This is a genomic window from Streptomyces sp. FH025 (genome assembly GCF_017427025.1).
Taxonomy (GTDB): Bacteria; Actinomycetota; Actinomycetes; order Streptomycetales; family Streptomycetaceae; genus Kitasatospora.
In genome coordinates, this window is record NZ_JAFLNG010000509.1 from 1 (window position 1) to 5749 (window position 5749).

Genomic DNA, 5749 nt, shown 5'->3' on the forward strand with positions numbered 1-5749 from the left:
TCCTGCCCGCCATGAGCGCCGACCTCGGCGTCAGCCAGTCCGGCGCCGGGCAGTCCGTCACCCTCTACGCGGTCGGCTCCATCGCCGCCGCCATCCCGCTGACCGCCGCCACCGCCGGCTGGCCGCGCAAACGACTGCTGCTCCTGGCCGTCGGCGGCTTCACGGTGGCCAACGCCGTCACGGCGGCCTCGGGGAACTTCGCGCTCACCATGGCCGCGCGCTTCGCGGCCGGCCTGGTCGCCGGGATGCTCTGGGCACTGCTGGCCGGGTACGCGCGCAGCATCGTCGCGCCGGAGCTGCGCGGACGGGCGATGGCGGTGGCGATGGCCGGCGCCACGGTCGCCCTGTCGGTGGGGGTTCCGGCCGGCACCCTGCTCGCCCGGGTCTCCGGGTGGCGGATCGCCTTCTGGCTGATGAGCGTGATCGCGGTGGTACTGGTGGGGTGGATCGCCTCCGCCGTCCCGGCCGTCCCCGGGCAGCCCCGCGGCGAGCGCCTCCCCCTGCGCCGGGTGCTGCGGATCCCGGGCGTGGCGGCCGTGCTGGCCGTCACGGCGACCTTCGTGCTCGCCCACAACATCCTCTACACCTACGTCGCGGCGCTGATCGAACCCGTGGGCCTGGGCGGGCGCACCGACACCGTGCTCCTCGTCGTCGGCCTGTGCTCGCTGGTCAGCATCCTCGCCACCGGCACCCTGATCGACCGGCACCTGCGCACCCTGACCCTCGGCGCCAGCGCGCTCCTCGCCGTCGCCGCCGTGGCCATCGCCGCCGCCCTGCTCACCTCGGCGCCCTGGCCGGTCTACGGCGCCGCCGCGATCTGGGGCCTCGGCTTCGGCGGCGCCGCCACCCTCCTCCAGACGGCGGTGGCCGACGCGGCGGGCGCGGCCGCGGACCTGGCCCAGTCCCTGCTGGTCACCTGCTGGAACCTCGGCATCGCCGCCGCCGCGGGCGCCGGCGGCCTCCTCCTCGACCACGCCGGCCCGACGTCCCTCCCCTGGTCCGCCCTCGCCCTCCTGGCCGCCGCCCTGGCCGTCACGGCCGCCGCCCGCCACCACGGCTTCCCGGCCCGGCGGTGACACCCCTTCGCGTGAACTTGCCGCACTCAACTCGGAATCGCCGCACGATCCGCCCTAGCGTGAGTCGCATGACAGCCAGAGTTCCCATCCGACAGCTCCAGCAGCACGCCAGCGAGTTGATCGACCGGGTCGCGGCCGGCGAACGCATCGAGATCACCCGCAACGGGCGACTGATCGCCGTACTGGCGCCGCCCGACCCCGAACGGCGAGTACTGGAGGACCTCGTTCGCGACGGCACCATCGACCCGGAGAACGCCGCCACCGCACGCGGTCTGGCCGACTGGATCCCGCCGACGGTCGACGTCCCCCTCGGTTCCGCAGCCGACGCCCTCCACGCGATGCGCGAGGAAGAGGACCGTTGATCTACCTTGATTCTTGCGCGATCCTCAAGCTCATCGTCCCGGAGACCGAATCCGCAGCGCTGCGCACGTTCCTGTCGTCGCGCGGCTCCGAGGGCCATGCGACCAGCGCGCTCGCCCGGGCGGAGGTCCCGCGCGGACTCGTCCGACTCGGCGTGCCCGGAGAACTGCTGGGCGCTTCGGAGGACTTGCTCGACCGGCTGCTCCGGATCCGGCTCTCCGACCCGATCCTCCGGGCCGCGCGGCAGTTCCCCATGCGGCACCTCCGCACGCTCGACGCCATCCACCTCGCCAGTGCCGAACACCTGGAGCACGCACTCACCGCCTTCGTCACGTACGACAAGCGCCTCGCCGATGTCGCCAGGGAACGGGACCTGCCCGTGATCGCCCCCGGGCAGACCGTGACCGACCGGTAGAAGGGTCCGGCGGACGGGTGCCGGTGCACCCGTCCGCCGGACTGTGGTCCCATCAGTTCCCCTGCGTCGCCAGGTTCTCCGTTCGAGACCGCGGTCGGCGCCGGGCCGTTCAGTCCCCGATCCCGGAGACGGCGAGGGGCAGGTGGCGGGGTCCGCGCAGGACCGGGTTGCGCCGGTACTCGGGCGGGTCCTGGAGCAGGCGGGGGTCGTGCAGGCGGTGGACGAGCGCGGTGAGCGCGATCTGTCCCTCGACCCTGGCGAGCGGTGCGCCGAAGCAGCTGTGCACGCCGCTGCCGAATCCGAGGTGCTGGTTGTCGGGGCGGGTCGGGTCGAAGCGGTCGGGTTCCTTGAAGCGCCTGGGGTCCCGGTTGCCGGCGGCGAGCACGAGGATCACCGGCGTCCCCTTGGGGATGGTGACGTCGGCGACCTCGATGTCGGTCAGCGCGGTGCGCTGCGGCAGCAGCTGGACCGGGGGGTCGTAGCGCAGCAGCTCCTCCACCGCGCGCGGCATCAACTCCGGTGTTCCACGCAGCTGTTCCAGGACGTCGGGGTGGCGCAGCAGGGTGAGCACACCGTTGGCGATCAGGTTGACGGTCGTCTCGTGACCGGCGACGAGCAGCAGGACCGCGGTGGCCATCAGCTCCACCTCGGTGAAGCCGCCCGACGGGCCGGGGTCGTTGACGAAGGCGGAGAGCATGTCGTCGGTCGGGTGGCCCCGGCGGCTCTCGGCGAGGTCGCCGAGGTACGACCCCATCGCGCCCCTGGCCTCCTCGGCCGCGCGCTGCCGCTCGGCCGGATCGGTGCCGGGGGTGGGGTCGAAGCCCGCGATCAGCGTGTCGGCCCAGGCGTGGAACCGCGGCTCGTCCTCGCGCGGCACACCGAGCAGCCGGCAGATCACGGTGACCGGGAGCGGGTAGGCGAAGTCGTCGACCAGGTCGATCCGGTCGCGGCCCCGGAGCCCGTCGAGCAGTTCACCGGCGATCCCCTCGATCTCGGCACGCATGGCGTCGATCCGACCGGGCGCGTGGGGCGGGCCGAAGGGCCGCATGGCGATGGTGCGCAGCCGCTCGTGCTCGGGGTCGTCCCGTCCGATGAAGGACACCAGGGTGCTCGGCCGGTTCCCGAAGAACGGGTCCTGGACGGTGCGGTTGCGGCGGTCCGAGCTGATCCTCGGGTCGTGGAACAGCCCGACGACCTCGTGGTAGGTGCCGACCAGGTAGCCGCCCTCGGCCTGGCGGGCCACGCGGTGCCTGCGGAGCTCGGAGTACAGGGGGTACGGGTCGGCGCGGCTGGCGTAGTCGGTGATCCGGCGGAACAGGGTGTCGGCGGAGGCCATGCGCGGGATCTCCTCGGGGGCGGCGCGCCCGGTGGGCGTGCGTTCGTCGAACGGTGGCGGGTGGCTCAGCCGCCCCAGTGCCGCAGGGTCAGCCGACGGTCGGGCAGGTGGCCGGTGAGGGCGACGGTGGGGCCGTGCGAGAGCACCTTCGGGTCGGGCACGTCGGAGGAGACCGGGGTGCGGGAGGCGGGCGGCTCGACGCCGTCCCAGTCGGGCGGGAACGGCGCGGCGGTCTCGATCAGCCGCTGGTAGTGCTCCAGGTACTTGGCCCGGTTCACGCTGACGGCGGCCGTGATCCGGCCCCGGTACCCGTAGACCGCGACGAACCGGCGCTCCTGCGGCGAGCCCTGGGCGAGGACCACGTGGTCGGAGAAGGTGGGCACCCCGACGGACTTGATGTTGAGGCCGAACTGGCTGGACCAGAAGGCGGGCACGCCCAGGTGCGGCCGCCGTCGCGGTCCCGGGCTGACCATGTTGTGCGCCGCCACCTCCGCCTGGGCGACCGCGTTGCCCCAGTGTTCGAGGGAGAGCAGCTGGTACTCGAAGAGGGGGTGCGGGAAGCGGGCGACGTCGCCCGCGACGAAGACGTCGTCGGTGACGATCCCGTACATGTCGAAGGCGCGGCAGCCCGCGTCGCAGGCCACGCCGCGCGGACCGGCGGCGATCCCCGATTCGGCCAGCCATTCGGTGTTGCGGACGGCGCCCAGGGCGACGACGGCGACGTCCGCGTCGATCCGGCCGCCGTCCGAGAGCTCGGCGCCGGTGAGCCTGCCGTCGCGGCCGTTCAGCGCGGTCACGGTCAATCCGCAGCGCAGGTCGACCCCGTGGGCGCGCTGGACCTCGGCCGCGAAGACGCCGAAGGCTCCGCCGAGGGCTCCGATCAGCGGGGCGGGGCCGCGTTCGGCGACGGTCACCTCCAGGCCGCGTTCCCGGCAGGCGGAGGCGATCTCGGAGCCGGTGAACCCGGCACCGATCACCAGCACCCGTCGGGGGCCGGCGTCCAGCCGTTCGGCCAGGGCGGCCGCGTCGTCGGCGGTGCGCAGGGTGAACACCCCGTCGAGTGCGGCCTCCTCGGGGTTCGGCCAGGGCCTGGCCCGGGTGCCGGTGGCGATCAGCAGCCGGTCGAAGGGCAGCCGCTCACCGTCCGCGAGCAGGACCTCCTTGCCGGCCCCGTCCACACCGGTGGCGCGGGTGCCGAGCCTCCACTGCGCGTCCACCTCGCGGCGCCGGGGCAGCCCGGTCTCCCCGGCGCGCACCCGCCCGAGCAGCACCTGCTTGGACAGGGGTGGCCGGTCGTACGGGGGCAGGCGCTCCTCGCCGACCAGGGTCAGCCGCCCGGTGAAGCCCTCGTCCCGGAGCGTCTCGGCGGCGCGCAGACCGGCCAGCGAGGCGCCGACGACGACGATCCGGCCGCTCTTAAGGTCAGCGGGCATCGGAGGCGGCCCCCTCCTCGACCAGGATGGCCTGCACAGGGCAGGCCGCGGCGGCCCGCCGGACGCGTTCGCGCTGGTCCTCAGGGGCCTGCGGGACGTAGAGCAGGGCCTCCTCTCCGTGCAGTTCGAACACCCGGGGCGCGAGGAACACGCACTGCGCGTAGCCCTGACAGCGGTTGAGGTCGACGACGATCTTCACGGTGTCTCCTCCCGGCGTGTCTCTGTCCTTCGTACCTCCGCCGAACCGACGGCGCGACCGGGGCGTAACGGATGACCGCCCGCCGGAAAAGCGGTTGGTCCGGCCTCTCCTCCGTCCGACAATCGCCGGATGACCGATGAACACGTCGACGTGCAGCGGCGCCGCGCGGCCTACCGGGCCTGCACCCGCTTCCTCTCCGGCAGCCGCCCCCTCAGCATCCGCGAGCGGCTCACCGCCCTCTCCGCCGCGGCCGACCCGGACGCCTATCCCGACTTCTACGGCGACGGCGGGCCCGTCCGGGAGCTGGAGGAACGCACCGCCGCCCTCCTCGGCAAGGAGGGCGCGGTCTTCTTCCCCACCGGCACCATGGCCCAGCAGGTCGCCCTCCGGTACCACGCCGAGCGGACCGGCAACCGGGCCGTCGCCCTCCACCCGCTCGGCCACCTCGAACGGCACGAGCGGCACGCCTACACCCAGCTCACCGGTCTGCGCGGCCTCTGGCCCACCACCGAAGCGCGCCACCCCACCGCCGAGGAGCTCCGCGACCTCGGCGAGCCCTTCGGCACCCTCCTGGTCGAACTCCCCCTCCGCGACCCCGGGTTCCTCCTCCCCACCTGGGAGGAGCTCACCGAACTGGTCGCCGCCGCCCGCGAAACCGGCGCCCGGGTGCATTTCGACGGCGCGCGGCTCTGGAACACGACGCACCATTTCGACAAGCGGCTCGACGAGATCGCCGCGCTCGCCGACAGCGTCTACGTCTCCTTCTACAAGGACCTCGGCGGCATCAGCGGCGCCGCCCTCGCCGGCGACCGGGCCCTGACCGCCTACGCCCGCACCTGGCGCCACCGCTACGGCGGCCAGCTCTACCAGCAGTGGCCCGCCGCCCTCGCCGCGCTCACCGGCCTGGAGACCGTCCTGCCCCTGCTGCCC

Annotated in this window: 7 protein-coding genes; 4 read left to right on the forward strand and 3 right to left on the reverse strand. The window is 73.9% G+C overall.

Annotation, left to right across the window (positions count from 1 at the left end; genetic code table 11):
- The 3 genes from J0670_RS28015 to J0670_RS28025 all read left to right on the forward strand — a co-directional run.
- The coding region (locus J0670_RS28015; protein WP_307806732.1) for an MFS transporter at positions 1 to 1076 on the forward strand (1076 nt) is incomplete at its 5' end.
- 68 nt (positions 1077 to 1144) lie between these two features.
- Positions 1145 to 1438, forward strand: a complete 294-nt coding sequence (locus J0670_RS28020; protein ID WP_207814485.1) for a type II toxin-antitoxin system Phd/YefM family antitoxin — start codon at positions 1145 to 1147, stop codon at positions 1436 to 1438.
- Positions 1435 to 1851, forward strand: a complete 417-nt coding sequence (locus tag J0670_RS28025; RefSeq protein ID WP_207814486.1) for a type II toxin-antitoxin system VapC family toxin — start codon at positions 1435 to 1437, stop codon at positions 1849 to 1851. Before J0670_RS28020 ends, J0670_RS28025 begins: the two co-directional genes overlap by 4 nt.
- Positions 1852 to 1960: 109 nt before the next feature.
- On the opposite strand, the gene J0670_RS28030 is transcribed toward J0670_RS28025, so the two are convergent.
- The 3 genes from J0670_RS28030 to J0670_RS28040 all read right to left on the reverse strand — a co-directional run bounded on the left by J0670_RS28030 (position 1961) and on the right by J0670_RS28040 (position 4819).
- The gene (locus J0670_RS28030) at positions 1961 to 3187 is read right to left on the reverse strand and encodes a cytochrome P450 (RefSeq protein WP_207814487.1); all 1227 of its coding nucleotides are present in this window, start codon (positions 3185 to 3187) and stop codon (positions 1961 to 1963) included.
- A gap of 65 nt (positions 3188 to 3252) precedes the next feature.
- Positions 3253 to 4620: an NAD(P)/FAD-dependent oxidoreductase gene (locus tag J0670_RS28035; RefSeq protein WP_207814488.1), complete on the reverse strand. Its 1368-nt coding sequence runs from the start codon at positions 4618 to 4620 to the stop codon at positions 3253 to 3255.
- Positions 4610 to 4819 carry a ferredoxin gene (locus J0670_RS28040; protein ID WP_207814489.1) on the reverse strand — a complete coding sequence of 70 codons (210 nt, stop codon included), beginning with the start codon at positions 4817 to 4819 and terminating at the stop codon, positions 4610 to 4612. Before J0670_RS28040 ends, J0670_RS28035 begins: the two co-directional genes overlap by 11 nt.
- A gap of 129 nt (positions 4820 to 4948) precedes the next feature.
- On the opposite strand from J0670_RS28040, the gene J0670_RS28045 reads away from it, so the two are divergent.
- Positions 4949 to 5749: low specificity L-threonine aldolase (locus J0670_RS28045; RefSeq protein ID WP_243437628.1), on the forward strand; the 801-nt coding region annotated here is incomplete at its 3' end.